At 58.2% G+C, this 24,039-nt stretch carries 28 protein-coding genes and 2 pseudogenes; 14 read left to right on the top strand and 16 right to left on the bottom strand.

Annotated elements, in window-relative coordinates; all coding sequences use genetic code 11:
* The first annotated feature begins 173 nt into the window (after positions 1–173).
* The 3 genes from IMCC20628_RS19115 to IMCC20628_RS19105 all read left to right on the top strand — a co-directional run bounded on the left by IMCC20628_RS19115 (position 174) and on the right by IMCC20628_RS19105 (position 3,571).
* Positions 174–611, top strand: a complete 438-nt coding sequence (locus IMCC20628_RS19115) for a peptidylprolyl isomerase (protein ID WP_047031519.1) — start codon at positions 174–176, stop codon at positions 609–611.
* 182 nt (positions 612–793) lie between these two features.
* Complete coding sequence (gene coaBC, locus IMCC20628_RS19110) at positions 794–2,194, top strand: bifunctional phosphopantothenoylcysteine decarboxylase/phosphopantothenate--cysteine ligase CoaBC (RefSeq protein WP_245307824.1); 1,401 nt, start codon at positions 794–796, stop codon at positions 2,192–2,194.
* A 60-nt stretch (positions 2,195–2,254) separates the two neighbouring features.
* Positions 2,255–3,571 (top strand): FAD-dependent oxidoreductase, encoded by a 1,317-nt coding sequence (locus IMCC20628_RS19105; protein ID WP_047031518.1) that lies wholly within the window; start codon positions 2,255–2,257, stop codon positions 3,569–3,571.
* 38 nt (positions 3,572–3,609) lie between these two features.
* On the opposite strand, the gene IMCC20628_RS19100 is transcribed toward IMCC20628_RS19105, so the two are convergent.
* On the bottom strand, positions 3,610–4,419 hold the full coding sequence (locus tag IMCC20628_RS19100; RefSeq protein WP_047031517.1) for a class II glutamine amidotransferase: 810 nt from the start codon (positions 4,417–4,419) through the stop codon (positions 3,610–3,612).
* A 6-nt stretch (positions 4,420–4,425) separates the two neighbouring features.
* Positions 4,426–4,641 carry a DUF6356 family protein gene (locus tag IMCC20628_RS19095; protein ID WP_047031516.1) on the bottom strand — a complete coding sequence of 72 codons (216 nt, stop codon included), beginning with the start codon at positions 4,639–4,641 and terminating at the stop codon, positions 4,426–4,428.
* 111 nt (positions 4,642–4,752) lie between these two features.
* On the opposite strand from IMCC20628_RS19095, the gene IMCC20628_RS19090 reads away from it, so the two are divergent.
* On the top strand, positions 4,753–5,238 hold the full coding sequence (locus IMCC20628_RS19090; RefSeq protein ID WP_047031515.1) for an Lrp/AsnC family transcriptional regulator: 486 nt from the start codon (positions 4,753–4,755) through the stop codon (positions 5,236–5,238).
* A 40-nt stretch (positions 5,239–5,278) separates the two neighbouring features.
* Here the strand turns inward: IMCC20628_RS19090 and IMCC20628_RS19085 are convergent, their stop codons facing one another.
* A complete protein-coding gene (locus IMCC20628_RS19085) occupies positions 5,279–5,476 on the bottom strand; it encodes a hypothetical protein (protein ID WP_047031514.1) in 198 nt (65 codons plus the stop codon).
* A gap of 199 nt (positions 5,477–5,675) precedes the next feature.
* Between IMCC20628_RS19085 and IMCC20628_RS19080 the strand changes: the two genes are divergently transcribed.
* From IMCC20628_RS19080 to IMCC20628_RS19070, 3 genes are all read left to right on the top strand, one after another.
* Positions 5,676–6,587 carry a pirin family protein gene (locus IMCC20628_RS19080; RefSeq protein ID WP_047031513.1) on the top strand — a complete coding sequence of 304 codons (912 nt, stop codon included), beginning with the start codon at positions 5,676–5,678 and terminating at the stop codon, positions 6,585–6,587.
* Between the two features lie 191 nt (positions 6,588–6,778).
* The gene (locus tag IMCC20628_RS19075; RefSeq protein ID WP_047031512.1) at positions 6,779–7,927 is read left to right on the top strand and encodes a hypothetical protein; all 1,149 of its coding nucleotides are present in this window, start codon (positions 6,779–6,781) and stop codon (positions 7,925–7,927) included.
* A gap of 32 nt (positions 7,928–7,959) precedes the next feature.
* The gene (locus IMCC20628_RS19070; RefSeq protein WP_047031511.1) at positions 7,960–8,451 is read left to right on the top strand and encodes a MarR family transcriptional regulator; all 492 of its coding nucleotides are present in this window, start codon (positions 7,960–7,962) and stop codon (positions 8,449–8,451) included.
* 209 nt (positions 8,452–8,660) lie between these two features.
* On the opposite strand, the gene IMCC20628_RS19065 is transcribed toward IMCC20628_RS19070, so the two are convergent.
* From IMCC20628_RS19065 to IMCC20628_RS19035, 7 genes are all read right to left on the bottom strand, one after another.
* Positions 8,661–9,092, bottom strand: a complete 432-nt coding sequence (locus IMCC20628_RS19065; RefSeq protein WP_047031510.1) for a DUF6789 family protein — start codon at positions 9,090–9,092, stop codon at positions 8,661–8,663.
* A gap of 75 nt (positions 9,093–9,167) precedes the next feature.
* Positions 9,168–9,929 carry an NAD(P)H-dependent oxidoreductase gene (locus IMCC20628_RS19060; RefSeq protein ID WP_047031509.1) on the bottom strand — a complete coding sequence of 254 codons (762 nt, stop codon included), beginning with the start codon at positions 9,927–9,929 and terminating at the stop codon, positions 9,168–9,170.
* A 344-nt stretch (positions 9,930–10,273) separates the two neighbouring features.
* Positions 10,274–10,801: a GNAT family N-acetyltransferase gene (locus tag IMCC20628_RS19055; protein WP_047031508.1), complete on the bottom strand. Its 528-nt coding sequence runs from the start codon at positions 10,799–10,801 to the stop codon at positions 10,274–10,276.
* An 8-nt stretch (positions 10,802–10,809) separates the two neighbouring features.
* Positions 10,810–11,355 (bottom strand): XRE family transcriptional regulator, encoded by a 546-nt coding sequence (locus IMCC20628_RS19050; protein ID WP_047031507.1) that lies wholly within the window; start codon positions 11,353–11,355, stop codon positions 10,810–10,812.
* A gap of 124 nt (positions 11,356–11,479) precedes the next feature.
* Positions 11,480–11,905: a GNAT family N-acetyltransferase gene (locus tag IMCC20628_RS19045; RefSeq protein WP_047031506.1), complete on the bottom strand. Its 426-nt coding sequence runs from the start codon at positions 11,903–11,905 to the stop codon at positions 11,480–11,482.
* Between the two features lie 297 nt (positions 11,906–12,202).
* Complete coding sequence (locus IMCC20628_RS19040; RefSeq protein ID WP_047031505.1) at positions 12,203–13,237, bottom strand: permease; 1,035 nt, start codon at positions 13,235–13,237, stop codon at positions 12,203–12,205.
* A complete protein-coding gene (locus tag IMCC20628_RS19035; protein ID WP_047032778.1) occupies positions 13,234–13,533 on the bottom strand; it encodes a metalloregulator ArsR/SmtB family transcription factor in 300 nt (99 codons plus the stop codon). Before IMCC20628_RS19035 ends, IMCC20628_RS19040 begins: the two co-directional genes overlap by 4 nt.
* A 195-nt stretch (positions 13,534–13,728) precedes the next feature.
* Here IMCC20628_RS19035 and IMCC20628_RS19030 point away from each other — a divergent pair, with 195 nt between their 5' ends.
* On the top strand, positions 13,729–15,129 hold the full coding sequence (locus IMCC20628_RS19030) for an HD domain-containing protein (RefSeq protein ID WP_047031504.1): 1,401 nt from the start codon (positions 13,729–13,731) through the stop codon (positions 15,127–15,129).
* Here the strand turns inward: IMCC20628_RS19030 and IMCC20628_RS19025 are convergent, their stop codons facing one another.
* A complete protein-coding gene (locus IMCC20628_RS19025; RefSeq protein WP_047031503.1) occupies positions 15,130–15,360 on the bottom strand; it encodes a hypothetical protein in 231 nt (76 codons plus the stop codon).
* A gap of 258 nt (positions 15,361–15,618) precedes the next feature.
* On the opposite strand from IMCC20628_RS19025, the gene IMCC20628_RS19020 reads away from it, so the two are divergent.
* Entirely contained in the window at positions 15,619–15,870 is a 252-nt protein-coding gene (locus IMCC20628_RS19020) for a hypothetical protein (RefSeq protein WP_047031502.1), read from the top strand.
* A gap of 76 nt (positions 15,871–15,946) precedes the next feature.
* Here the strand turns inward: IMCC20628_RS19020 and IMCC20628_RS19015 are convergent, their stop codons facing one another.
* Positions 15,947–16,627 (bottom strand): hypothetical protein, encoded by a 681-nt coding sequence (locus IMCC20628_RS19015; RefSeq protein WP_047031501.1) that lies wholly within the window; start codon positions 16,625–16,627, stop codon positions 15,947–15,949.
* Between the two features lie 117 nt (positions 16,628–16,744).
* Positions 16,745–17,785 (bottom strand): zinc-dependent alcohol dehydrogenase family protein, encoded by a 1,041-nt coding sequence (locus tag IMCC20628_RS19010; RefSeq protein WP_047031500.1) that lies wholly within the window; start codon positions 17,783–17,785, stop codon positions 16,745–16,747.
* A 328-nt stretch (positions 17,786–18,113) separates the two neighbouring features.
* On the opposite strand from IMCC20628_RS19010, the gene IMCC20628_RS19005 reads away from it, so the two are divergent.
* The 5 genes from IMCC20628_RS19005 to IMCC20628_RS18985 are packed head-to-tail and all read left to right on the top strand — an operon-like array spanning position 18,114 to position 21,496.
* Positions 18,114–18,596 (top strand): ABC-three component system protein, encoded by a 483-nt coding sequence (locus tag IMCC20628_RS19005; RefSeq protein WP_156174583.1) that lies wholly within the window; start codon positions 18,114–18,116, stop codon positions 18,594–18,596.
* Positions 18,575–19,123 (top strand): ABC-three component system middle component 5, encoded by a 549-nt coding sequence (locus IMCC20628_RS19000; protein ID WP_343123245.1) that lies wholly within the window; start codon positions 18,575–18,577, stop codon positions 19,121–19,123. The genes IMCC20628_RS19005 and IMCC20628_RS19000 overlap by 22 nt, the downstream gene beginning before the upstream one ends.
* On the top strand, positions 19,110–20,015 hold the full coding sequence (locus IMCC20628_RS18995; RefSeq protein WP_082128238.1) for an AAA family ATPase: 906 nt from the start codon (positions 19,110–19,112) through the stop codon (positions 20,013–20,015). The genes IMCC20628_RS19000 and IMCC20628_RS18995 overlap by 14 nt, the downstream gene beginning before the upstream one ends.
* Positions 19,978–20,799 (top strand): hypothetical protein, encoded by an 822-nt coding sequence (locus tag IMCC20628_RS18990; protein ID WP_197078344.1) that lies wholly within the window; start codon positions 19,978–19,980, stop codon positions 20,797–20,799. Before IMCC20628_RS18995 ends, IMCC20628_RS18990 begins: the two co-directional genes overlap by 38 nt.
* Positions 20,800–20,809: 10 nt before the next feature.
* Positions 20,810–21,496 (top strand): hypothetical protein, encoded by a 687-nt coding sequence (locus IMCC20628_RS18985; RefSeq protein WP_156174580.1) that lies wholly within the window; start codon positions 20,810–20,812, stop codon positions 21,494–21,496.
* 42 nt (positions 21,497–21,538) lie between these two features.
* On the opposite strand, the pseudogene IMCC20628_RS18980 reads toward IMCC20628_RS18985, so the two are convergent.
* From IMCC20628_RS18980 to IMCC20628_RS18970, 3 genes and pseudogenes are all read right to left on the bottom strand, one after another.
* A pseudogene (locus IMCC20628_RS18980) lies at positions 21,539–21,889 on the bottom strand (transposase); the annotation flags it as partial.
* 61 nt (positions 21,890–21,950) lie between these two features.
* Positions 21,951–22,712 (bottom strand): annotated as a pseudogene (locus IMCC20628_RS18975) (transposase); the annotation flags it as partial.
* A 30-nt stretch (positions 22,713–22,742) separates the two neighbouring features.
* A complete protein-coding gene (locus IMCC20628_RS18970) occupies positions 22,743–24,020 on the bottom strand; it encodes an IS66 family transposase (protein WP_047029005.1) in 1,278 nt (425 codons plus the stop codon).
* Positions 24,021–24,039: the final 19 nt, after the last annotated feature.

Genomic DNA, 24,039 nt, shown 5'->3' with positions numbered 1-24,039 from the left:
AATTCCGGTCCATTTCCCGCAAACTGGGACATTGGATGGGCCATAGAGCGCCGAACCAACATTCGCCGACGGCACCATAGCCGCCGTCAGGGCAGGAAACCCGGCAGCGCATCGCGCACGAGATCCGTACACCCACGGACGCCCCGGGAAATACACAAGCATTGGATATACATATGAGCGAGGCCAAATCCGGCGACACCGTACGGATAAACTACACCGGCAAACTGACAGACGGCACCAAGTTCGACAGTTCCGAGGGACGCGAGCCGCTTGAATTCCAGTTGGGTTCCGGCCAGATCATCAGCGGTCTTGACCGCGGAGTCGAGGGCATGAAGGTCGGTGACAAGCAGACGGTCACCGTTCCGGCCGAAGAGGCCTACGGTCCCCACGATGCGGCGAAGGTTCAGAGCGTTCCGCGCGAAGCCCTGCCGCCGGAAATCGAGCCGCAGGAGGGTATGCAGTTGCAGGCCCAGACGCCAGAGGGCGCGCAGATGACACTCATCGTGACCGCCGTTGCCGAACAGGAAATCACCGTCGATGCCAACCATCCGCTGGCTGGCAAGGATCTGATTTTCGAAATCGAGATGATCGAGATCCTCAAGGCGGCCTGACCGCACGAGGCTTGGACAACCCGGCCCGCTGCCGGGTTGTCGTTTCCCTTCGGGATACGCTCCTGTGGCGACAAGTCGCCCGGGCAGACGCTCGAACCTATCCGTCACAGCTTCGTTTGACTGCAATGATTGCAATGCATACACTGCGTTGGAACTGCGCATGGATGCGCAATGGAGTTTTCATGGCAACGTTGACAATCCGCAATCTCGACGAGTCGGCCAAGCAGGCGCTGCGCGAGCGTGCCGCCAGAAACGGCCGCTCGATGGAGGAGGAGATGCGCTTCATCCTCGCCGGGCTGGATACAGTTGCCGACACGGCAGCATCGCCGCCGGTTGCCGCGCCTGTATCGTTAGCACCAAGTGAACCCGTCCAGCAGACGCTTGCCGGTAAACGTATCCTGCTGATTATCTCCGGCGGCATTGCCGCCTATAAATCTCTCGATCTGATCCGCCGTCTGCGCGAGCGCGGTGCTGAGGTCCGACCGCTGATGACCGCCGCTGCGCAGGAATTTATCACCCCGCTGGCCGTCGGCGCACTCGCCGCCGATCACGTCTACACCGATCTGTTTTCCCGCGAGGACGAGCAGGATGTCGGCCATATAAGGCTGGCGCGCGACTGCGGCCTCATCTGCGTCGCCCCCGCCACCGCCGATCTGATGGCCAGGATGGCCAATGGCCTTGCCAATGATCTCGCCTCCACCGTGTTGCTCGCCACCAACCAGTCGGTGCTGATAGCGCCGGCGATGAACCCGGCGATGTGGGCGCACAAGGCAACCCGCCGCAACGTCGAGATGCTGCGGAAAGATGGCATCCGTTTCATCGGCCCGATGGCCGGCGAAATGGCCGAATCCAATGAGGCCGGCGAGGGCCGCATGGCCGAACCGCTGCAGATTGTTGCCAGCATCGAGGCGTTGCTCGACAACAGTCCCAAGCCGCTCGCCGGCAAGCGCGCCATCGTCACCTCCGGCCCGACCCACGAGCCGATCGACCCGGTCCGCTACATCGCCAACCGCTCGTCCGGCAAGCAGGGCCACGCCATCGCCGCCAGCCTCGCCCGGCTCGGCGCCGAGGTCACGCTGGTCTCCGGCCCGGTGACAATCCCTGATCCGGCCGGCGTCAATGTCATCCGCGTCGAGAGCGCCGCCAACATGCTTGAAGCTGTCACTTCAGCCTTGCCCGCCGACATCGCCGTCTTCGTTGCCGCCGTCGCCGATTGGCGCGTTGCCGCAGCCTCGGGCGAAAAGATCAAGAAAAAGCCGGGCGAGGGCCCCGCGCCTCTGGAGTTGACAGAAAACCCGGACATCCTCAAGACCATCGGCCACCACGCTGAGCGTCCGCACCTCGTTGTCGGCTTCGCCGCCGAAACCGCCGATGTGGTCTCCAATGCCCAGGCCAAGCTCGTCCGCAAGGGCGCCGACTTCATCGTCGCCAACGACGTCTCCCCCGCCACCGGCATCATGGGCGGCGACCGCAACCGCGTTCGCATTGTCTCGAAGGAAGGCGTCGAGGACTGGCCGGATCTTTCCAAGGCCGAGGTCGCCGACAGGCTGGCTCAGCGCATCGCCCAACAGCTGAAACAATAAGCATTGAGTGCAGGCTGATTGAAGTCAGCGAGGCACAGAGAATGCAGATGGAAGACGGGAATGCGGATGCAATCGTGTGATGTTGTGGTGGCCGGTGCGGGCTTTGCCGGTTTGAGTGCTGCGGAAACACTGATCAAGGCCGGGCGGCACGTGATTGTTCTTGAGGCCCGCGACCGGGTCGGCGGCTGCAGCGAAGCCATGCTCAATGGCCTGGGTGAAAAGATCGATACCGGTGGTCAGTTCGTCTGTGACGAAATGCCGTTGATCCTCGATCTGATCCGCCGCCAGAACCGTCGCCTGATTACGCCGGCCGAGCGGGGTTTGCCGCGAGCCCTGCCTGCCGCATCAGTGCCGGAACAGGCTCATCCGCATCCGGAGGCAGAAGCCTTCGCGCGGGCCAACGAGATCTATTACGATGAACTCCGGCATGTCGAGCTCACCCCGGATATGGCCGATATCACTGTCGCCGGGTGGATTGCGCAACGCACGCCCGATCCGGCAATCCGCACTGCATTTGTCTCGATTGCCGAATGCGCCAACTGCATTGCGGCCGCCCGCCAGCCGCTCTGGACCTTGATCGCGATGCATCGCAACGGGCCGCGCGAAGTCTCTGAAATGCAGCATTTTGTCGAGGGAACCATGCATGCCGTCGCAGCGACCTTGGCTGACGGCCTTGAGGGCCATATCCGTTTGTCGCAAAAACTCAGTGCAATTGAGCAAAGCGATGGCGGAATTGTCATCCAGACCGCAACCGGTCGCATTGCCGCGCGCCAGATGGTGCTGGCCATCTCTCCGATCCATTGGCCGGAGATCGGCTTTGATCCGCCACTGCCGGCAGCCACGGCCAAGGCCGGCTCCGCCTTTTCCCGCGGCGATGTGGTCAAGTTCCTGATCCGCTACGAGCGCGCGTTCTGGAACCAGCGGGGCTGGAGCGGAATGTGCCAGTGGTCCGAACCGTCGGGGATCTGGTTTGGCGATGCAAGCCACGATCCGGCGCGGCCGATGCTGGTGGGCTTCATGGGCGGCCCGTCAGCCGCGGCGTTCCGCGCCAGGACGGAAGCCGGGCGCCGCAGTCTTGTGCTTGAAGAACTGGCCCGCGCCTTCGGGCCGGAGGCGTTGGCACCGCTGGATTATCTTGAACGCGACTGGGGCAGCGATGCGTTGGGGCTCGGCGGCTACAGTGCGGTGGTGACCGATCCGGCGGCGCGGGATGCGGTCGCCATCCTGCAGCAGGGATCTGGGCGCATAAGCTTTGCCGGAACCGATCTCGCCGATGCCTTCTCGGGTTACATTGAGGGTGCGATCTGGTCGGGCCGCTTCGCTGCCGCGCAGGTCCTTGCCCGGCTTGAGGGCAGAACCGTCTCAGGATCGGAGTGAACAATTCTTCCGGGCCGGACCGCCGGATCTCAGGCCCGTCACGCCACCGCAGCAATCTTCACCGCTTCCACCTGCAGCGGCGCAAACCGTGCCGAAGAAATCCCGCCTGCTGTCAGCGTCACGATGCTGCCAGCCGGGATTTCATGCCACCTGGTCTCGGTGTCGGTGAACGGCTCTGATACCAGGCAATGCCCCTGGTTGCCGCAGGTCGGCGCCGAATAGAGTGTCGGTGCATAGGCGTCGGTGGCATAGCGGATTGCATAGAGCGTCTCGCCGTCGGAGAACGCGGCGGTAAAGCGCACCAACTCGCGCATCCCGGCACGTGCCGATTGAGCCAGCGCAAAGCGGATGGCTTCGCTGAATGCGGCGGCCGGATCTGTCTCAAGTCCGAATTCAATTGCCAGAAGGAACAGCAGTTCCGAATCAGTGGTGCCGTGCCGTGCCCGATAAAGCCGGTCCGAAAGCGCCGCTTCCATTGGCCGCCGGATCGCATCGAAACCGGCGATCTGGCCATTGTGCATGAACGACCATTTGCCGTGCACGAAGGGGTGGCAATTGTCGCGGCTGGTCGCACCTCCGGTCGAGGCGCGTACATGCGCCAGAAACAGCGGCGAGCGGATCTGCCTTGCCAGCGATTTCAGATTGCAGTCCGACCAGGCCGGCAGCACGTCGCGGTAAAGCCCCGGCTCGGAGTGCTCGCCATACCAGGCGATGCCGAAGCCGTCGCCATTGGTCGCCGTCTTGGCTTGTGTGGCGTGATGCGATTGCTCGATCAGCGAATGGCCGGGTGCGGAGACAATCTGCTCCAGCGGGATCGGCGTTCCTCGGTAGGCGGCCCATCTGCACATGCGGTTCTATTTGCTCCGGTTGTGCATCCGGTGATGCAGCTCGTTGATCATACGGCTTGCAGTTTTCTCAAAGGTAAACGGCAGCACCGCATGACACAGCGCAGCGAGGCCCGCGATGAACAGTTTGCCCGAGAATGTCCCGGCAAACAGCAGGTGCTCGAAATAGCTCTCGTCGACCGAGTGCGGGTGGGTGGTGAACAGGCGGGCAATCTGGCTGGACATCGGCTGGGTTCCCTCATTTGTGTCTTGAGTGTGTGAGGATAGCCCGTTCAAAAGGGAGTTGTGTCCCGAATGTCCTTTAAATGTTTTGAAAATTGGGATATATGACCCAGTATGCACCAGATAGACGATATGGATGTTCGAATCCTTAGCCAGCTGCAGCGGGACGGCACTCTGTCGGTCGACGCGCTGTCGGAGCGGGTGAACCTGTCACGCAACGCCTGCTGGCGCCGGGTCAAGCTGATGGAGGAGCGCGGGCTGATCAAGGATCGCGTCGCCATCCTCGACGCCGAAGCTGCCGGCTGCGGGTTGTCGGTGTTCATCTTTGTCCGCGCCGCCAGCCATGATGCCGACTGGCTGAAGACATTCCGCGACGCCGTCGGCGCGTTTCCGGAAATTGTCGGCGTCTACCGCACCTCCGGCGACCTCGATTATGTGCTGCGCGCCCGCGTCTCCGACGTGAAAGCCTATGACCGGCTCTATCAACGGCTGATCGCAAAGGTGCAGCTGGCCGACGTCTCCGCCTCCTTCGTCATGGAGGAGATCAAGGAAACGACGGCCATTCCCCTGTCCGCATTGGGGCGCGGCGCGACGGCGTGAAATTCGGGGGACGATAATTAAACTATCCCCGAATTGCTCTTCAGCCCTTCTTCACCCGGTCCATCGCCAGATTGATCGACGCCATGCGCGCCTCCACCTGATCCAGATCCGCGGTGCCGCGGCGAGTCTGTCGTTCCAGCTCGAATTTCATGTCGCTCAACCGGTTGATCTTTTCTTTCTGCGTCAGCGTCTGATGCGCAGACACGTCTTCGGGGGTTAGTGCTGTCATGTTGGTCATTGAATTCTCCTTTGTTGGTAAGGAGCCAACGCGGCCAGGCGGGTTGGGGTTCCGTGACAGCTGAATCCCGGCTTACGTTCAAAAAATGAACAGTGCGTTCGATCTGGCCCACTTTTTGTGAACGCCACAAGCAGCTATCTATGGGATAACTTCAACACCACCGGCCTGAGTTGCCGGGTTCGACATCGAGGAGACTGCCATGTCCATCAGACCAGTCCGCCATCAATCCACAGCCGTGCCGCATCTCGAAGGTGCCGGCGTGCAGCTGCAGCGCGCTTTCGGCTTCGACGATCCGTCGCTGACCGATCCGTTCCTGCTGTTTGACGATTTCCGCAACGAGCGCCCGGAAAACTATCTCAAGGGATTTCCCTGGCATCCGCATCGCGGCATCGAGACCATTACCTATGTTCTGGCCGGTACCGTCGATCACGGCGACAGCCTCGGCAACACCGGCATACTCGGCGCCGGCGACGTTCAGTGGATGACCGCAGGCAGCGGCATCATGCACCAGGAAATGCCCAAGGGCGATGCCAATGGCCGCATGCACGGCTTCCAGCTCTGGGCCAACCTGCCGTCCTCGATGAAGATGACTGCACCACGCTATCAGGACGTCACCTCTGCCGACATTCCGGTCGAGATCGATGACGACGGCACTGCCGCGCGCATTATCTGCGGCGAGTTCTGGGGCAAGCGCGGCCCGGTCGACGGCATTGCCGCCGAACCGTCCTATGTCGATATCTCGGTGCCACCGGGCAAGAGGAAGACCTTCAAGGTTGACGCCTACCGCTCGGCTTTCGCCTATATCTTCGCCGGATCGGGCAGCTTTCGCGATGCGTCAAAACCCTTTGGCGTGCTGGTCGAAAAGGAAGTCGAAGGCGAAGAGATCCAGATCCGCGACATGTCGGGTGACCGCACATTGGTGGTGTTTGACACTGGCGACGAGATTACCGTGCAAGCGGGCGACGAAGGCATTCGCTTCCTGCTGGTGTCGGGCAAGCCGATCAAGGAACCGGTGGCCTGGCACGGCCCCATCGTCATGAACACGCGCTCCGAGCTGATTCAGGCGGTGACCGAACTGCAAAACGGCACCTTCATCAAGCCTTCGCACTAGATCCCGTCTCTCGACCACTGCTTTTGGAGAATGCCGGGCTTCGTCCCGGCATTTTTGTGTTCGCTCGCAGGGCAACAACGAACCGGCGTCAGGAGTCATGGAGCAAGCCCGAGCTGCCTCAGCGCTTTTTGAGCTTTAAAAGTTCGATATCTAACCATATATAGGTGGATATCGAACTAAAGGAGATTGTCATGCAGCGCAGAAGTTTTATCAAAATCCTTGGCGGCGGCATCATTCTGGCAGCGGGTTCTGGCGCCGGCTTTGCCATGACCCGCACCCCGACCAAGGCTCAGGCCCCCTGGGGGAAGGCCGGAGCAAGCGGCTATGCCGAGCCGCGGATGCGGGCCTTGTCCTATGCGATCCTGGCGCCCAATCCGCACAACCGCCAGCCCTGGCAGGTCGAGTTGCAGAACGATGACACCGTCATCCTCAGCGTCGATCTTGATCGGTTATTGCCGCACACCGATCCGTTTAACCGCCAGATCACCATCGGGCTGGGGTGTTTTCTCGAGCTGATGACCATGGCTGCCGCCGAAACCGGCCACCGCGTAGATTTCGACCTGTTCCCGCAAGGCTCTAATCCGGCGGGGCTCACCGCAGCGCCTGTGGCGATAGCCCGGTTCATCGATGATCCGGCTGTCAGGTCCGACCCGCTGTTTGCCCATGTCATGGCCCGTCGCTCAAACAAGGAGCCATTTGATCTGGATCGCGCCGTGCCTGACACCGCGCTTCAGGCGGTGCTTGCCTCGGCCCGCCATGGCGGCAGGCTCGGCGGCACCAACGCGCCGGCAGAGGTCGAAGCCTGGCGTGCGCTTACAGAGGAGGCCATGCGACTTGAGATCGACACGCCCCGAACCTACAAGGAGAGCGTCGATCTGTTCCGCATCGGCAAGGCGGAAATCAATGCCAATCCCGATGGTATCGATTTCTCCGGTCCAATGTTTGAGACTTTGGCGCTCATTGGCCAGTTTGACCGGGAGATTGCGCTGGATCGCTCTTCCTCGGCCTATCAGCAGGGCATTTCGGCGGTGCTTGAGAACACCCGCACCGCGATGGCCCATGTCTGGATGGTCACGCCGGGTAACAGCCGCGCCGATCAGATCGCCGCAGGACGCGACTGGCTTCGCGTCAATCTGGTGGCGACGGCTCAGGGGGTGAGCTTTCAGCCATTGTCACAGGCGCTGCAGGAATATCCTGAAATGGCCGGGATCTACGAAAATGTCCATGCCCGGCTTGCGCCCGATAATGGTACGGTTCAAATGCTGGCAAGGCTCGGTTATGGTCCGGAACTCGCGGTCAGTCCGCGCTGGCCGCTCGAGGCCAAGCTGAGGCCCGTTTGAAAAAGGCCCGTATGAAAAAGGTATGAACGCGAATGGATGCTGATCGCCCCTCCGAACGCTCCTTGGGCGCCAATGCCGATGCGGGAAAGGTCTTCGCCTATTTCAACGAGATTGGCATCATCGCCCAGCTATCGGGGGCCTTGCTTGCCAGGGTTCTGCCTGATGGGGTGCACCCGTCGCATTTCTTCATTCTTAACCATCTGGTCCGGATGGGCGACGGCAAGACGCCGCTCAGCATTGCCGCTGCCATGCAGGTTACCAAGGCAACCATGAGCCACTCGTTGGCCGTGCTGGAAAAGCGCGGCTTCATCGAGACCCGGCCGTCTGCAACGGACGCGCGCTCCAAGCAGGTTTTTCTCACCCAGCCAGGCCGCGCGTTTCAGATCGAGGCGGTCAGCGCCGCAACGCTGGCGTTTCAGCGGATACTGGGCGAGGGCGATCGCAAGATCATGGCCGAGTCTCTGCCTGGTCTTGCAGCCATCCGCAAGCTGCTCGACGAACACCGTGACGCCACGCCCGGTTGAGCAGCACAACAGGTGCTGCGTCCGGAATTACGGGCCTACAGCGCCGTGCATCCAATTGGATGCGCAACGGACCCTGCAACCTTTCGCCGCGCCACCTGCCAATGGCGGCTATACCTTTCACAAAGCAAGGGGGACACTCTGACCTGAATTCATCGGTCTAACAGATCGAACCGAACGGTCAGCGTGTCACCGGGCAGCTGAGATAATGCTCAGACCGAAGCTGTGCGAGTGCGCGCGGCGTAGACTCCACCGAGCACCGCACCGAAAATGATATGCAACACCAGCGTCATCACCGGGGCCATGATTCCGAGCGACATGCCGAAAAAGCCCGCACCTGCCATCGGCATGATCAGGATCATCATCAGCAGCCAGTCGGCGATACCGAATACGATGCCTTTCTGTATCGCGCTGCCACCGGGGATCATATCGTAGAGGATCGAGAAGCCCGCGCCCCAAACCACTGTCCCGATCACGAAATGCGCGATCCAGCCCACGGCGAGCGACGCGCCCATCATGCCACTCAACATGGCGATGACGTCGAGTTCAGGCATCACGCCCATCATCGACTTCCCCGCCATCAGCACCGACAGCACCACGGTAGCGACAAATCCGGCCAGAAGGCCTGAAGTAATATTGTTCATGTCTTAAATCCTTTTCCAAGCAGGGCAGCCCTGCTCGATTATGTGCGTTTCAGGGTGGCGACAGGAGCTGTGGTCCTAGGATCGATATTCCGGGTTTTCGAAGCCGAAATGGCACCCTGCCTTCCAGGCATTGCGATCGTTTCCATGATTGTCGTAGCCGCCGGCTGCCTTTAACAACCGCGCCAGATGCATCAGGTTCCACGTCATGATCGTCGTGTTGCGCTGGGTGAAGTCATTGTCGAAGCCGACGCGGCCTCCATCGTCTTTTTCGTCGCCGTAGGATGGGCCCGGACCGGCCTCCCCGATCCAGCCGCAGTCAGCCTGAGGCGGGATGGTATAGCCAAGGTGCGACAGCGCGTAGCTGATGGTCATCGCAGCATGCTTGATTCCGTCCTCGTTGCCGGTGATGACGCTGCCTGCGACCTTGCCATAATAGATCGACTGCCCCTTGTCATTGAGCAGGCCTGACATGCCGTAGAGCCGCTCGATCAGCACGCGGCAGACAGAACTCTCCTCGCCAAGCCAAAGCGGCGTCCCGACGACCAGAATGTCTGCTGCTTTCACCTTGTCCCAAAGCATGGGCCAGTCGTCACGGTCCCAACCCTGTTCCGTCAAGTCTGGTTGCACACCCGGAGGAATTGTATGGTCGAGCATGTGGATGTGCTCGACCGCCACCCCGGCGCGCTCCATCATGTCGCCTGAGACGCCGAGCAGAAGCCGGGTGTGGCTGTCGCCGGACTTTCGCTTGAGCGACGTATTGATGAACAAGGCCGAGAGGCCTGAAAAATCGATGGTGTTTTCGGCGCAAAGCCGGCTCTGTTTGGAACTCAGAGGCATGATGGTTCCTTTCCCTTGCAAGACGCTGCAGTGCAGCGGGGGGACATGGCGAGTTATCAACCCGTTAAGCTCAACTACCAACACGGAGCAAGATTGTGCTTGTTGTCTTCTCGGCCATTGCAGCAAACGGGACCATGTTGCGGTCTTAATTCGCTACTCCACCCTCTGGATACGGAAAAGATTCCGCAATGTCGTCCTCAATCAGCCGTTCTTCATTCACCTTTCAGTGACTACCAGGTTACTTGTCTAAGTGATTGCTGCATTATTCCTACCCGCCCTGAAGCCAACACAATGCCCGATCTTTCGAATTGTCTGCCAACCTCCGTCGGCGCTGACACCGTGCCTCACAACGCCTTGTACATGTAGGTCGTCGCGTGCAGCGCAGTACCGTCCGGATCAAGCGCAAATCCGGGAATGACACCGGCTGAGACAAATCCCGCTGCCCGGTACAGCGGTTCGGCGGCGTCGCCGGTCCTGGTGTCGAGCGTGATCAGGGTCTTTCCCGCCGCGCGGGCTTGGGCGTCGAGCGCCCGCATCAGTGCTGCGCCGATGCCCTTGCGCCGTGCCGCGGGCGACACCATCATCTTGGCAACCTCGCAGCGGTGCGGCTGGTTCGGCGGCAGCGCGATGATCAGCTGTACCGATCCCGCCGTCTCGCCATCCAGCATGGCGATCAGTAATTTGCGCCGCCCGGCACGAATTTCGGGAAACACCTGGTCCGTGAAAAATGCGAGCCCGTCAGCTTCGGTGAACGGCTGCATGTAGCCGATGGCCGCCCCGGTCTCGACAGTGTCGGCCATGATCCGGGCGAGCGCCTCAGCCTCGGCGTCCAATTCGTCAGGGGTAAGTGAATGAATGGCAATTCCGGTCATGGCGGATCTCACACCAGAACGATCAGATAGGAGGCCGGCTGATCTCCGGTTTGAAAGCGCGACGCACCATGGAGCTGATAGCGCAGACAATCGCCGGCCTCGAGCACATGGGTCTCGTCGCCCAGCGTTACAGCCAACACACCGGACAGCATCACCAGGTGGTGTTCATGTCCGTTGACCGACGGCGTTTCATAGGAAATCTTCTGGTCCGGCGCCAGATCGCAACGCACGACTTCTGCAGACAGCCCTCCGCTGGGTGGAGACACCAGTCTGCGGACAAATCCGTTATCCGGATCTTCCCACATCGCCTGCTCGTTGCTCCGCACAATGGCAGCAAAAGGGGTCTCGACTGGCGCCAGTAATTGCGAGATGCTCATCTGGAAGGCCGACGACAGGCTGCCAAGTGTTTCCGCCGTGGGGCTGACTTCCGCGTTTTCGATGCGTGATAATGTCGAGCGGCTGACCGCGCTTTTGTCAGCCAGATCCTGCAGGGACCAGCTTCGCGCTATCCGCACCTGTTTGATTCGCTCTGCCAGCCTATCGTTCAACGCCATTGCGAATAATCCCGCTTATGAGAGAATGTCCCGTAAATGGGTATCACAAGTTAAAACACTGATCAAGCTGCAGCCCGCAATGCAGAAAGGGCGCCCGTCACGAGCGCCCTTTCGCTTGATGGAATTACCCTTCCAGCTTCATCCGAAGCGTGACCTGGCCAGAAGCTTCGTGAACATATTCTCCGACCGGTTGAAAACCGTATCCGTCGTAGAACCGCCTGCCAATCGCGTTGTGCTTGAATACGTCGACAGTCAGTGTGCCCTCTTCCGATGCAATCTTGTCGACAAGGGCTTTGCCGAGGCCGCGCCGGTGATAGGCCGGATCGAGGAACAGTCCCGCCACTTCATTGCCGGCCATGGCAATGAAGCCGACCACCCGGCCATCCATTTCAAGCACCTGGGTTTTGGCGTGCGCCAGATAGACGTTGCGCAACGCATCCGCCTCCGTGTCGAGAAACTCCCCTGTCAAAAACGGGTGAGCCAGTTCACTTGCCTTGCGCCAGATGGCCACAACCGCGTCGGTGTCCCGGGATTCGAATTCTCTGATCATTGTGATTTTGCTTTCATCCACAGACCGCGCATCTGGCGATTGATCAGGCCAGCCTGTCGGTCCGTATTACGTTGATTTGAATTGCGGGCGCACAAAACCCTGGACCGCGAAACGAAGTTGCGCGGTAACAGTCAGGATGTGTGCGAAGGGGAGCCGTTTGGCTCCCCGGGATCAACGGGACATAAAATCTCCAAATAGGATCCTGATCCTAGATGAAAAAGCAGATGTTGAAAACAGGTTTCGGGTTTCAAGCCGATTGCCGTCGCAGCGGACAGGCTCGATTGTGGCCATTCTGCTTCACACCAGCATCTGGAAAATGATCCCGGAGGCGATCGCGCCGGAAACCCCGAGGCCGATATAGGCGGCAAACACAGGCTTTTTGACCAGTGACCACACCGCCGCCATCGCTGGCACCGAGCTGACCGCGCCGGCGATCACGAACGACATCGCTGCCCCGTTGCTCATACCCTGCTCCATCAGTCCCGCAAGCAGTGGCGGCGCCACGTAGGAATTGAGATAGGCCGGCATGCCGACCAGCGCGGCGATACCGATCGGCACGATGCCTTCGCCGCCGACCAGGCCTGCAATCATTGTCGCCGGAACATAAGTGACCAGCAGCGCCTCCAGCACATAGGCCAGCGCCAGCCATTTGATCAGGAAGATGGCATTGGCAGTGAATTCGCTCCTGAACGTCTCGCGCCGTTCAGGTTCTTGCCAGAACCGCCAGGCCGGCTTGCCGGTAAACGGATCCGGGCCGCAGCCGCAGCGCGATTGCTTGATCGCTCTTAGTGGCTCTGAAAACCAGCCCGCCCCCATCGCCACCTTGATGGCAAAGCCGCCGAACAGGCCAAGCGCCACCGCGGCCACCGCCTTGCCGATGGCAAACGGCCAGCCCAGTGCTGCCGCGGTGATCAGCAGCGTCGGCGGGTCGATCAGCGGCGAGGACAGCCAGAACGCCATCACCGCAGACAGCGGCGCGCCCAGTGCCAGCAGGCCGGCAATGAACGGGATCACTTCGCAGGAGCAGAACGGCGCCAGTCCGCCAAACAGTGCCGCCATCAGGATCATCCTGGTTTCCCGGCCCTTGAACGCATTGGCAATCACCGCTTCCGCGCCCGCCGCCTTCAAGCCGGCAATCAGCAACACCGCAAAGACGATATAGGGCAGGGTGCTGCCAAGGGCAGCGACTGCGAAGCTCAAAATGGTGGTGAACCGGCCGCCGTCCAGCACGGCCACGGCAACCAGCATCAGCAAGATAAAGGCCCAAGGCGTGGCGATCCAGGCCTTGATCTCCTGACCGGTCGGGCGGCTTGTCTCGGTAACCAGGCTCATGGCTTTGCTCCCGCTTCGCTGCAGCAGTTTTCCAGAATGAAGCCCGCCAGCGCGGTCAGATAGTCGAAATTCGCGGTGCTCATGATGATCCGCCCCTGTTTGCGCTGAACGATCAGATTGGCCGCGCTGAGAAATTTCAGGTGATGCGCCAGTGTCGAGGCGGCAATGCCGGTGCGCTCCTGAATGTCGCCGACCCGCAGGCCATCTTCCCCGGCCCGGACCAGCGCCTGCAGCACCTCCAGCCGTGATTCCGAGCCCATCGCCGAAAAACCCTGTGCCGCTTCGATTGCATTCATGATATCGCGCCTCTTCAATTCGATAAAACTAGTTATATCGAATTGAAGAAAACTGCAAGCCATGCGCGCGATCAGGCCCGTGCGTGGCAACACCATTGATTCACCATGAACGCAAATCAACTGGCGGCGCCGAGGTGGTCAAAAGCTTCTTAAGCCACATCTGATATTCAGCAGGCCACACATGGAGCCGCCGAATTGAGCACGAGCCTTTATCTCACCAATGCATCGCGCCACCGTCCGCAGGAATTCAAACTTGCGGAACTGTTGGGCGCGCTCAGCTATGCGCTGGACCTGACCGAGGGGCAGCCGGCCGGCCATTGCATGCGCTGTTGCTGGATCGGGACACGCATCGGCGAGGCGCTCGACCTGCCCGACGAGGCGCTTACCGATATTTTCTACACATTGCTGCTCAAGGATGTGGGCTGCTCCAGCAATGCGGCGCGGATCTGTGAATTGTATCTGGCCGACGACATTGCCTTCAAACGCGATTTCAAGACCATTGATCCCAGCCTCAGCGCTGCCTTGCGCTTTGTCTTTGCCAGGACAGGGCTTGAAGCCGGTCTCAGCGAACGCATCCGTGCGCTGGTCAATGTCATCCAGAAAAGTGGCAAGATCGCCCGCGAGTTGATGGAAACCCGCTGCCATCGCGGAGCTGACATTGCCGCGCGGATGCGGTTTTCACAGGCCGTGCAGGAGGGCATCCTGTCGCTCGATGAACATTGGGACGGCTCCGGCCAGCCGCAAGGCCTCAAGCGAGCGCAGATCCCGCAGATCTCCAACATCGCACTGATGGCTCAGGTCATCGACGTGTTCCATGTTGAAAACGGTGCCGAAGCGGCGGTCAGCGAAGTTGCCGCGCGCTCTGGTGTCTGGTTCGATCCTGACCTGGTCGCAGCCTTCATGACCGCGCAGGCTTCTGCCGATTTCTGGCCGGCGCTGACATCACACGATATCGAGGCAAAGGTTTTTTCCATGAAGCCGGCGATGCAGTCCGAGCCGGTCGATGAGGACTTTCTCGACGACATCACTGCGGCTTTTGCGGATGTGGTCGACGCCAAAAGCCCGTTTACGGCAGACCATTCCAACCGGGTCACGCTCTACACCGACATGATCGCCGAGGAACTCGGTCTGGGGCAGGCGCACCGGCGCTGGCTGCGCCGCGCAGCACTGCTGCATGATCTGGGCAAGCTCGCTGTGTCCAACCAGATTCTCGACAAGCCCGGCAAGCTCGATGCCGACGAATGGGCTGCGATCAAACGCCATCCGGGCCAGAGCGAAGCCATCCTGCTCCGCGTCAGCGCTTTTGCCGACATCGCCCCGATCGCCGTTGCCCACCATGAGCGGCTCGACGGCAAGGGCTATCCGCACGGGCTGCAAGGCGACGAGATCTGTCTGGAAGCCCGTATTCTCACGGTTGCCGATGTGTTTGATGCGCTCACAGCCGAGCGTCCCTATCGCGCCGCGATGCCGATTTCCAAGGCATTTGCGATTCTCGACAATGACGCCGGCACGGCCTTCGATCCGGCCTGTATAGCGGCCCTGAAATGCGGCCTCGGAAAACTCAACGCCACCGTATCGGCTGCAGCCGCCGCCTGATCAGCTGCTGCGCCGGGCGCCGGGATACTGATGCCGGGCACGCAGCCGCGGCGCCAGCAACCAGGCAACCGGAGCGGTCGCCAGCAAGCCTGTGACAACGACGGCTGGCAGCAGATATTTGGCGTGGTCGGCCAGTGCCGGAATCGACAGAACGGCGATGGCGCCAGCGCCAAACAGCACGGCGTTGACAGGCAATGCGATCAGGAGTGCAATTCGTGTCCGGGTCAGCATGGTTTTTCTCCTTTGACGCAAACAAAACGCAGCCACTGCAGCTTGGTTCCGCAGTCGCGGCTGGCGGCCATGCTGGTCTGGTGGCAGTTTTCCGGGCCCCCTGAAAACGTGTCACCAAACGGGCTATGTTCATCTGCGCCGCGCTGATTGCCTCAAATCAATGTCAAGACGGAAGTTTGGCTGTATCGGTGGGGCGCTGCAGGCTGTTTGGCGGAACGATATCCGCCTTGCGGCGTTGGGCAGCAGAAGGAGTACGTCATGACAAATCAGGATTATCAACTCGAGCAGCGCGACGGTGGCTGGGCCTATGTGATCGACGGCCGCCATTCGCCTGTCTATGCCACCCGCGAGGCGGCGACCGAAGCGGCCAAGGGCGACACAAAACCCAACACGTTTGACCAGGAACTTGATGACGAACTGGAAGAGGGCCTGGAAGATACATTCCCGGCCAGCGACCCGGTGTCGATCACCCGGAGCAGCCATACCGGCGGGCCGGACAGAAGCAAGTAAGCATGATCCGCTCTGGCAGGCGCGCCCATACATCCATGGGCGCGCCTGTTTGTGTTTCGTGGCCACCGTTGCCGCATTATTGAAACGCGACGCTTGCCAGAATGTCGGCGCTAACCGTGTCGGCCATTTGCGCGTCATTGGTCACCTCGACCATGCCTGTGGCGATGTTGATGGTGGCAATCAGGCCGTGGCGGCTGTCTGGCTGCATCAGCCCCACCACGCGGGCCAGAACCGTGCCATTGCCGCTTTCCTTGACATCGACATAACGGCCGATCAGTTCGACCGCATCGAAATCGCCAATCCGCTTGCCGCGCAACGCGTCGATCTTGCGCTCGCCCTGGCCGTCGGTGATCTGCGCCCATACGGTGGTCTTCAAAAACCCGGCCAGTTTCTGCTGCCGCTGCTCAAGCGGCCCGGGATCGAGTGTGAACGGGTTGAACTGGATGCTCTCGATGAATTTTTCGTCCGGCGTCCCGTAGATGATCTTGATATAGGCCTGGCCGAGCTGCGCCGGAAATTTCGCCATCCGCAAGATGCCTTCGATCCGCGGCGCCTTGAATTCGAACGGCGCCGCCACCGCGATAGAATGCTTTTCGGCAAATGCCGGGCCGACAACCACCCGGTCGCGCAGCACCAGCCCTTCAATCGACAACGGCTTGAAGCTGAATTTTCCAGATGCCGAAATCTCGGCTGCCGGTGCGCTGCCGGCACCCAGTCCACACAGCAGCAGTGCGGCACAGATCGTCACTTTCAACATCAGTGATCCTCCCCGCGGTGAGCCTAACCCTGATCGGCGCCCGGCTCAATCGCGACGCCGTTTCGCGCCCATACCCGCAACCTGTTCAGGACTCCCGCCGCCGGTTCGAACGAACCCTCAGAACTCGGTGACCACAGTCACGCCAACGCCCTCGAACCGGTCCATGCCCATCAGCGCCTCGATCGATTGTTCGAGGCTGATCTTCCGCCCCACCAGCAGTTCGGGTTTCAGCAGCCCGGTCAAAATCATTTCCAGCATCGCGCCATAGCGGTGCGCCTGCATGCCGTGGCTGCCGAGAATTTCCAGCTCATGGGAAATCACCCGCCCCATCGGCACCGGCGGAAAACTGTGTTCCCCCGCCATCAGCCCCACCTGGATGTGCCGCCCGCGCTTGCGCAGGCAATTGATCGAATTCACGCAGGTGCTGACCGCTCCAAGCGCATCAATCGACACATGCGCTCCGCCCTTGGTGATCTCGCGCACTGCGCCCGCCACATCGTCCACCTCGCGCGCGTTGATCACAGCCGCAGCACCAAGCGAACGCGCCAGCTCCAGCGCCGCAGGTGAAATATCCACCGCCACCACCTGCGCGCCTGCAACCACCGCGATCATGATCGCAGACAACCCGACCCCGCCGCAGCCATGCACTGCAACCCATTGCCCCGCAGACACACGGCCCTGGTCGACGACGGCGCGAAACGAGGTGACAAACCGGCAGCCAAGGCTCGCCGCCGTGGCAAAATCGATTGTTTCGGGCAAAGCCACGAGGTTCAGATCGGCGCGGTGGATCGACACAAATTCCGCGAATGATCCCCAATGCGTGAACCCGGGCTGAAACTGGTTGTCGCACACCTGCTGATGCCCGGCATGGCATTCGGGGCAATGCCCGCAGCCGCCGACAAACGGCACAGTCACCCGGTCACCAACCCGCCACCGCGTCACATCCCGCCCCACCGAAGCAATCACCCCGGCAAGCTCGTGCCCGGGCACATGCGGCAAGGCGATATCCGAATCATGCCCCACCCAGCCATGCCAGTCCGACCTGCAAACTCCGGTCGCCATCACCTCGATCACCACCCCATGCGGTTCAGGCACGGGATCGGGCAGATTGACCAGCTTCGGCGGCTGAGAAAAGGCTTCGTAGAGAATGGCTTTCATGATCGTGGTCCGGTGGTGTGAGAGGGAGGCAGGGGGAGAGGTTTACACCGGGGGATGGGGGATGGGGAGGGGGGAAGGTCGTGGGCGTGCCTTGGAAGAGAGGCAGTTTTCGGCCCTTTGCGGACGATTGTCCAAAAAGAGCTTCGTTCTACTGGATTTCAAAGGTGTTCGTTCTCTACCGCCAAGTCACTTGTTGCAGAGCAATTTTAGATATTGACCGCAGTTAAGCTGAGTTAATAGCTTGAAGTAGACGTGCTATTCTGCAACTTTAAGCTAAAATTTGAAACCAAATCGCCCCTTTCCCGTAAATCCATTTTGGATGACTTGTTTGACAAACATTTCGCAAATTCCCGGACTATTGGAGCGCCTAGGCAAAGAGATATCTGATGGTGATGCCTTCATAGAAGGGTTCATTGATGATCTCCAAATGTTTCAAGATCGACGTAGTTCTGGGAGTCTCGTTGGGCTCGAGGCAAAGCTGATAGACGCCGAGCGCGATGATCAAATTGAAGGAGCACAGGGGAAGAAAGAGCTTTTTGCAAAGCTACTCGCCAAGATGCAGCACTATCCCTCGGCACAGAAAATTTTTGCGCTGTTTTTGGCGAGGATCAACGATGTTTTCGAAAATCACATTTCCCCCCACGCTTCCACATTGAACCGACGGGAAATCGATGAAATAATATATGAGAGAATAATCCAACCCACTATTAGCGACATGGGCACTGGATTTGAGCATTTCACAATAAATCATGCACATGTTCGCGGTATGATTTATTGGCTCGCTGATCGATGTTACGTGAGGTGGAGCTAATGTTCTCGCTCTCGTACACTCCTGCTTATGACCCCTATCATACTGTTTTTCGGTATTTGGTGCTTCTTACATCAGCGGAGGATTTGTCGTTGTCCTATAAAGCGGCAAGGTCAGCAGATTTTTTCCTTTGTTTTCCGTGGGCTCTGAAAGATGTGCGAGCGCCACAGAACGTTCCTGGGTTTGCAAAAAGCCGGAATAGTCTCGTCAAGAAATACCCGCAATCGGACTATGATCGTTTTCCTAGTTCTAGAATCGTATTTGAAAGAATGGAGCTGATCCAAGCCACGGCGGTCAGCGCATTGGCCGGAGCTGATATGATCGACCCGATCGCGTTGCAGACAGAAAAAGTATCGCTGATCGTTGATAGCTTGTCGACTGATCTGCAATCAAAAGTCGAGTCTTTCAGAGCTAGCAAACCTGATTTAGTTCAGTTTCTTGCGAGCATTTTTCCCAAAATCGGTGACCTCGGTAAAGACGGAATTTACGCCAGAAGTGGTCTAGGTGAGTTTAGTTATGACGTTATTTGATCCGAATTTGGAAGTTACATCCCTGACGGTTTTTCGTCGCGGAAAATGTGTATTTGACGAGAAATTTCATTCTGGATTGAACATCATTCGAGGTGAAAACAGCTCCGGAAAATCAACCATCATGGATTTCATTTTCTATGGCTTGGGTGGCGATTTGTTGGAGCATCAATGGCGGGAGTCTGCACTTATGTGCGATTCTGTCATGATGGGTGTAAAGCTCAACGGGAAAGAAATTACTCTTCAAAGGGATATTGAAAAAAAGTCCTCTCAACCAATGAAAATCTATTTTGGGCCTTCTTCGGAGGCGGCCCAAAGTAGTCATGAAGGGTGGGAGCGTTATTCGTTTAGGCGAGGCAATTCAGAGAGCTTCTCGCAGGTGATGTTTCGCCTTCTTGGCCTCCCTGAGGTGCAGTATGGCGAAGCGAACACCAAAATCACTATGAATCAGCTTCTAAGATTGCTCTATTCGGATCAGCTTAGTTCTGTTGAAAAGCTTTTCAGAAGTCAGCCTTTTGACGATGCGATCACGCGTCAAACAGTGGGCCACCTCCTGCTAGGAGCTTTTAGCGAGCAGTACTATGTCGCGAAGCTGAATCTAAAAGCTTTTGAGGCCGAGATTAAGGACGTAATTGCTAGGATTGCATCGCTGATCAGGACGCATGGCCGCGACGGGCATCCATTGACAGAGGATTGGTTAATCGGAGAGCAGCGCAGACTTGAAGAGGCAATACTTACACTAAATACGAGCATTGAAGAGATTGAAGCGAGGGTTTTTTCTGTGCAGTTTGATGACAGGTTATCTCTGAATGACCAAGAGGAAACTTACACAAAGCTGCAAAAGCTTCAAATTGAGATTGGAAAAATCAGAGAAGAAATGGACAGAATACGCTAGGCAACGTCAAAACTCGCTTGACCTTCAAGCTAGCAGGCAACGCAAAATCTCTGATTTGAAGGCTAAGCTGACGAAAACAACGGAGCTTTGGGAGCAGGCTGGTCGTCACTATACGGTATCACTACGTAGTCCAACGACTGAATTACGAACAAAATTGCGATCGCTGAATCGTGAGGCCGGATATGCCCAGCGAGCGCTGGAAGAGCTTGCAACGAGAAAATCAATAGTCGCCGAGTTGCGCGAGGCGCAGCTTCGTCGTGATGATCTTCAAAGAGAAATTGATACGGTACAAGCGGTCATTAAGGCTTCGGAGAAGAGAAATCAGAGCCAGATATCGCAGGCCAGACATTTTATTGAACTGGAAATCTTAGATTTTTTGAGAAGAGATCTGGAACGGCAGTCGACATTCAAGAATGCGGAGTCTGTGAATTTTGAGTTTGATGGAGATAGAATAAACGTGAATGGTGAGTCCTTCTTCTCAGCGAGTTCAATGGTTTACCTTCGGAACAGTTTTATCGCCTCGATGACGATCGCTGCTGCGAACGAGAAATCGTTTTCTCATCCACGATTCATGCTAATGGATACGATCGAGGATAAGGGTATGGAGCCGGAGCGAAGCAAGAATTTTCAGCGTATTCTGTATGAAAAGTCATCTACTGCTATTTCCAAAAATCAAATGATTATAGCAACTTCTATGATTGCCCCAGAGCTTGATAATCCTGATGTGACCGTTGGGGCGTTTTACACCCACCAGAACCGTACATTGCGTTTTGCAAATGTCTAGCGGTGATCAGGTGGGTGCGAACCTTGTTCAGATTAATAATTGGAAGGCTGAGGCGTGGCGCTTTAGGGTGTTGAACTGGCATATGTTGCGAGGTTTCGGCCAGAGTATTCCCGCAGCTATCACAATGTCTACGCCATTTGTCGGCTACATGATTTTATATCATGAGAAAATTGAGAACTATTTGGGTGGATTAGGTGGTTTGCTTGATATCCAAGCTCAACCCGGCCAATGTCTGCCGTGGATTGATTTTTCTATGCGTCTGAATTTCGTTTATTGTGGTCTCTTGCTTCTTGGTATTGGCACCATTGCATATAGATTTTTTTCGCCGGAAGCGATTAAAGACGCACGAAATATTACAGATTATGTTGTTAGTTCTGTTGATAACGTCTCAGCTCGAAACCTTCGATCTATGTACGCAACGATCCATTCGCGCAGACCTGAAATCGCGTCGAGTTTCATACAGCGCGCTCCGTGGCTAGAGCGCAAGAAGAGCCTAAAAGCGGCCTCTGACGGACTTCGGCAAGATACTGATGGGCAGTTGAGGGTTGATGTGTTGCGCAGTTTCTATAGCGTGCAAGACAGGCATACTTTACGCTATGTAGTATATTTTATATTGTTGTTTTATGCATTAGGTTTTCTGCTCCTTTCTGTTCCCGGATTTACGTTTACTACCCGTGTATTATGCGTGGTCGGGTAATTACCCACCCCTGAATTCGTGATTTCCGGTTCTTCTACCGGCCTATGCCAGGACGGATGCGATGACCTGGAAGGGGTTTGCGCCTTTGAGGCGTGCGGTATCGACTGTCGTGCGTATGTTCGCTTCGGCTTGGGCGGCCCACATGGCGCGATATCCGTTTGTCACCTTTCGCTGAATGACCCATGGACGGAGCTTTCGCTCAGATGTGTTGTTGGTGACATCGACTTCTCCGGGATAGTCGCAAAACGTCAGCAGCTGATCGCGGGCCCGCCCGATCTTGGCCTGGAGCTTTTGGGCCAGGTCGCATGAAGTCGGGGCGCATAGAAGCCCGGCAAGCTGTTTATCGAATTTGCGCTTCTTGCTTGCGACGGTAGACGCAGCGAATGTGCTTATGGCTCTGGCGAAATCGTAATTACCCACCCCTGAATTTATGATTTCGGGCCTTGATGTCGGCCTACGCCAAGACGGATGCGATAACCTGGAAGGGATTTGCGCCTTTAAGGCGGGCGGTATCGACGGTTGTGCGTACATCCGCCTCGGCTTGGGCGGCCCACATGGCGCGATATCCGTTTGTCACCTTTCTCTGAATGACCCATGGACGGAGCTTTCGCTCAGATGTGTTGTTGGTGACATCGACTTCTCCGGGATAGTCGCAAAACGTCAGCAGCTGATCGCGGGCCCGCCCGATCTTGGCCTGGAGCTTTTGGGCCAGGTCGCATGAAGTCGGGGCGCATAGAAGCCCCGCAAGCTGTTTATCGAATTTGCGCTTCTTGCTTGCGACGGTAGACGCAGCGAATGTGCTTATGGCTCTGGCGAAATCAAACACACGGCCAAACCAAAGCTGGAAGCGAAGAGGGAGATCATCCTCGCCATGTTCCAGCGCAAAGGCTGTATCACGCGCCAAATGTGCAAGGCAGGTTTGATGTCGATGGCCGTGAGATTGCTGGGCTGAATACCGATCAGATATCCATACCTCGGGGACATGGCCGCCCATGGTCTCGTGAACGACCCGTGCTGCACGGGAGTAATCGGGCTGGTGGACAACGGCATCCTTGCAATGAAAAACCCAGTGTTGGGCATTTGTGCCCTCAATACGCACACCGGTTTCGTCGCTGGCGACAACGCGGGCGGCTCGAAGGCTGGCCTTGGCGGCCTGTGCTGTGGCCTGGAAGCTCGGACGGGAGCGGGCAAACATGTTCAGTAATTACCCACCCCTGAATTCGTGATTTCCGGTTCTTCTACCGGCCTATGCCAGGACGGATGCGATGACCTGGAAGGGGTTTGCGCCTTTGAGGCGTGCGGTATCGACTGTCGTGCGTATGTTCGCTTCGGCTTGGGCGGCCCACATGGCGCGATATCCGTTTGTCACCTTTCGCTGAATGACCCATGGACGGAGCTTTCGCTCAGATGTGTTGTTGGTGACATCGACTTCTCCGGGATAGTCGCAAAACGTCAGCAGCTGATCGCGGGCCCGCCCGATCTTGGCCTGGAGCTTTTGGGCCAGGTCGCATGAAGTCGGGGCGCATAGAAGCCCGGCAAGCTGTTTATCGAATTTGCGCTTCTTGCTTGCGACGGTAGACGCAGCGAATGTGCTTATGGCTCTGGCGAAATCAAACACACGGCCAAACCAAAGCTGGAAGCGAAGAGGGAGATCATCCTCGCCATGTTCCAGCGCAAAGGCTGTATCACGCGCCAAATGTGCAAGGCAGGTTTGATGTCGATGGCCGTGAGATTGCTGGGCTGAATACCGATCAGATATCCATACCTCGGGGACATGGCCGCCCATGGTCTCGTGAACGACCCGTGCTGCACGGGAGTAATCGGGCTGGTGGACAACGGCATCCTTGCAATGAAAAACCCAGTGTTGGGCATTTGTGCCCTCAATACGCACACCGGTTTCGTCGCTGGCGACAACGCGGGCGGCTCGAAGGCTGGCCTTGGCGGCCTGTGCTGTGGCCTGGAAGCTCGGACGGGAGCGGGCAAACATGTTCATGATCGCGCCCTCGCTCGCATGGAGGCCGAAGATATCCATGAACACACCGCTCAGGCGTTCGTAAGACAATGCATGGAAACTCTTGAGGTAGATCGCCAGCGCGTGAATGCCTGGCCCGAACGGCGTTGCGGTTGCCACGGCAGGTGCGGTGGCTTTTGTCGTCGTGCCGCATTGCGGGCAATGACAGGAAAAACGCCGATGCCGGGTGACATGAGGACGGATCGCAGGAATATCGATCTCGTCATAGGCCCCGGCCAGCACCATCGTATCATCACCGGAAAACGCATGGCCGCATCTCTTGCAGGCGGTCGGTTCATGATCGCGAAACATGTCGGCAAAATCCGCCAGCACCCTATTGTGGGGTTCATGCCCGGGCTTGGCTCCACCCGGTCGTGAGTTGACGCGTTTCTCTTTCTTGTCCGTAGAGGGCGGCTTGGAAGACGTCCGAGAATCCTTGGCAGGCCGTTGGAGCCGAAGCACCATCTCGATCAATTCGTCCTTGCTCAGCTGCTGCAAATCAGTCCGATCCATATCATCATGGATTCAGACA

The organism is Hoeflea sp. IMCC20628 (assembly GCF_001011155.1).
GTDB lineage: Bacteria > Pseudomonadota > Alphaproteobacteria > Rhizobiales > Rhizobiaceae > Hoeflea.
This window is presented reverse-complemented; position numbering and strand designations above follow the sequence as displayed.